The organism is Psychrobacillus sp. FJAT-21963 (genome assembly GCF_001420585.1).
Classification (GTDB): domain Bacteria; phylum Bacillota; class Bacilli; order Bacillales_A; family Planococcaceae; genus Psychrobacillus.
This window is the reverse complement of record NZ_LJIY01000014.1, coordinates 169623-172760: the sequence shown is the minus strand read 5'-3', so window position 1 is coordinate 172760 and position 3138 is coordinate 169623. Positions and strand designations below refer to the sequence as shown.

The following is a 3138-nucleotide window of genomic DNA, read 5'->3' as shown; positions in this document are numbered from 1 at the left end:
ACCTCATCGATGAAGCCTTTGTCGATACGACGTTGAATGATTTCGATGTTCGAGTCACAAAGGATGGCAACACCCCCGTGCATCGTCATTGCACGAGTTTGGTTTCCACCCATCCCTCCAGCTCCTGCAGTAAGTAGAATTTTTCCAACGAGTGAATCATTGTAATGCAGGCGTGCAATCGCCGAAAGTGTTTCAAATGTTCCTTGGATAACCCCTTGGGTACCGATATACTCCCAAGGCGCCGCTGTATAGTTCGCATAGATCGTCAGGTTTTTATCTTGTAGATCGTAGAATGTCGGCCAATCTGCTTTCATGATGTTCGTCGTTGCCATCACCACGGTTGGGGCATACTTATGTGTCTTGAAGATCGCCACCGGCATCCCAGATTGCACGACCAATGTCTCATCATCCTCTAACTCTTTTAAGGATTTCACGATGGCATGATAGGATTCCCAGTTGCGTGCAGCTTTCCCGATTCCCCCATAGATGACAAGCTCTTCTGGTTTTTCTGCGTTTTCCATGTTATTTTCAAGCATGCGTAGGATGGATTCCTGTCTCCATCCTTTACAACGTAACTCAGGTCCTCTTTGTGCTTTTACGGAATATAAGATTTCAGGTGTTGTCATTACTATTTCCTCCTAAATTATAAAATTGTTTTCTACACATTTTTATAATGCAAGAGCCGTGCCAATTTTCTAAATCATTTTGAAACTATTTTAAAATTCCGTAAATTCATTTGATTTTATAAGTCTATTTTTGTTATCACCGAAATTTTGATAGATAGAGAGATGCCAAAATCATTCAAAACACTGCAGATATTTTTTTACTTACAATTAAATAATTTTATTTATTTATCAAAACATATAGAGACAGTTGAGTTTTATTAGGTGCAGATAAATTTTACATGCAGACTCTTCTAAATAGTCAGAAGAATTATGTTATACTATTGATAATTTGATTTATGGAAGGGAGTAAAACTACCATGACTGTAGCATCTATCGGATCAATTATTCGAAGTTATGTAGATGGAGTGATTGCACTAAACGAGAATCATGAAATTCTTTGGTATGACTTAGATATGGACTTTCCTATTAAGATCTCAAATGGAATGGCTATTAGTAGTTTTATTGACTGTGATCACAACCAGTTTAACAACAATGAATCATTTACTCTTCAATTAGATGGAAGAAAGTTATCAGTAGATGTGAAAGTTTTTTCTTCCGATTGTTCTATTATTTTTTTATGCCTAAAATATTCGGAAAGCGATATAACTTATATAGAGGAAAGATTGTTTTGCTTAGAAAAAATTATTGAAGCTCTTGATGAAGGAGTTATGATGAGTAATTCAGAAGGAGAAATTACTTTGTATAATGATGCTCAAGAGAAAATGGAAGGTTTATCTAGCAAGGATATAATAGGCAAACATTTATGGTCTGTCTATAATTACAATCCGCAATACTCGGAACATCGACATACATTTAAAACAGGAAAACCTATCTATTCTAGATATCGGGCACATTCAAAAATTAATGGTATACCTAAATACGTTAACTATAGTACATTTCCTATCCAAAAAGACGGGAAAACCATTTCAGTATTTTCTATCAGCACGAATGAATCAAAATTGAAAGACCGACTGCACGAAACAATCGAACTAAAAAGACAAGCAAATGTTTCAAGCGAAGATAAAGTCCATTCTAAGAATGGCACTATATTTACATTTAATGATATTAAGGGAAAAAGCCTTCCTCTATTAGAACTTATAAAAGAAGCTCAAAATGTTTCTATACATAATGCGGATACATTAATTGTAGGCGAGACTGGTACTGGAAAAGAGTTATTTGCGCAAAGTATGCATAACCATAGTCCGCGGGCAAATAAACCATTCGTTGCAATAAATTGTGCTGCAATCCCAGAAAATTTACTCGAAAGCACGTTATTTGGAACAGTAAAAGGTGCATTTACAGGTGCTACAGACCAAATGGGATTATTTGAATATGCACAAGATGGCACCTTATTTTTAGATGAAATTAACTCGATGCCCATTACTTTGCAAACAAAATTAATGCGCGTCCTACAAGAAAGGCTAGTTCGGAAAGTAGGATCTAACGAAGTTGCACCTGTAAAATGTACTATTATAAGTGCGTGTAACGAAGATCCCGAGAAACTTATTGCAGAAAATAGGATGCGATTAGATTTATTTTATCGAATTGCACATACAAGTTTATACATTCCACCACTTAGAGATCGAATTGAAGATGTACATTTTTTTATAAATTATTTTTTAGATACTTATCAAGCAAAATTATCAAAAACAGTTCCACCACTTTCCGATTGGTTACGAAAAAGTCTTCTTCATTATACTTGGCCAGGAAATATTAGAGAATTAGAACATTTGATTGAAAACATCATTATTCGAGTTCCAGAAAACGGTGAAACTATTGATATTGAGCACCTTCCATCTTATATGCGTGGAAAAATAATGATGTTTTCCAATACTTCCTATAATCAGCGAGAGGACACTCAAAGACCTCTTAAAAAAATCTTTAATAGTACGGAAAGACAATTAATCGAAACAACATTAGTACAATCAAATTGGAATGTATCTAGAGCTGCAAAAAAACTTGGCATTACACGCCAAAGTCTACAGTATCATATTAAAAAGCATGATCTTGAAAAACCTACTATTTAAATGAAGGGATAAATATCATACAGGATTTTACGTATCTATTTGCCATTGCAATGGTCACAAATGCGCATCAAAAAACAGAACGGCTTAATGCCGTTCTGTTTTGTATTTTATTTCACTCTAGCTTCTTCTTTCTTTATATCTTTAGGTCCAAATGTCGCTTCACGCTTCCACCATAATGGGATCTTGATGCTCTCCTCTGTTAATTTTCCTTTTCCGTTCGCTACGTCCTGTGCAATTTCATAGCCCGCCTGTGCGTGACGAACAACCCCTATGCCTGAGTCTACGGTCATCGCCACCTCGAGTCTCATATCCGATTCTGCTGTTCCGTCCGCAACCATCGTCACGCCTGTATGAACTGCCTCCCCCATTGAATAGTTCGCTTGGATCGCGATGAGGTCACACATGCCTACTGCGTTTAAAAGTCCGTTCAACATCGGCCAGTCAGA

Annotated in this window: 1 protein-coding gene and 2 pseudogenes; 1 reads left to right on the top strand and 2 read right to left on the bottom strand. The window is 36.4% G+C overall.

All coding sequences use genetic code 11. The features are described 5' to 3' along the window. Positions 1–626, bottom strand: a pseudogene (locus AN959_RS19055) (urocanate hydratase); the annotation flags it as partial. A gap of 356 nt (positions 627–982) precedes the next feature. On the opposite strand from AN959_RS19055, the gene AN959_RS19050 reads away from it, so the two are divergent. Next, positions 983–2692 (top strand): sigma-54-dependent Fis family transcriptional regulator, encoded by a 1710-nt coding sequence (locus tag AN959_RS19050; RefSeq protein WP_056833065.1) that lies wholly within the window; start codon positions 983–985, stop codon positions 2690–2692. Between the two features lie 107 nt (positions 2693–2799). Here AN959_RS19050 and AN959_RS19045 read toward each other — a convergent pair. After that, positions 2800–3138: pseudogene (locus AN959_RS19045) on the bottom strand (urocanate hydratase); the annotation flags it as partial.

What these genes read in the sequence shown, in the direction of transcription:
- AN959_RS19050 (WP_056833065.1), top strand. Translation starts at nt 983, where the DNA reads ATGACTGTAGCATCTATCGGATCAATTATTCGAAGTTATGTAGATGGA.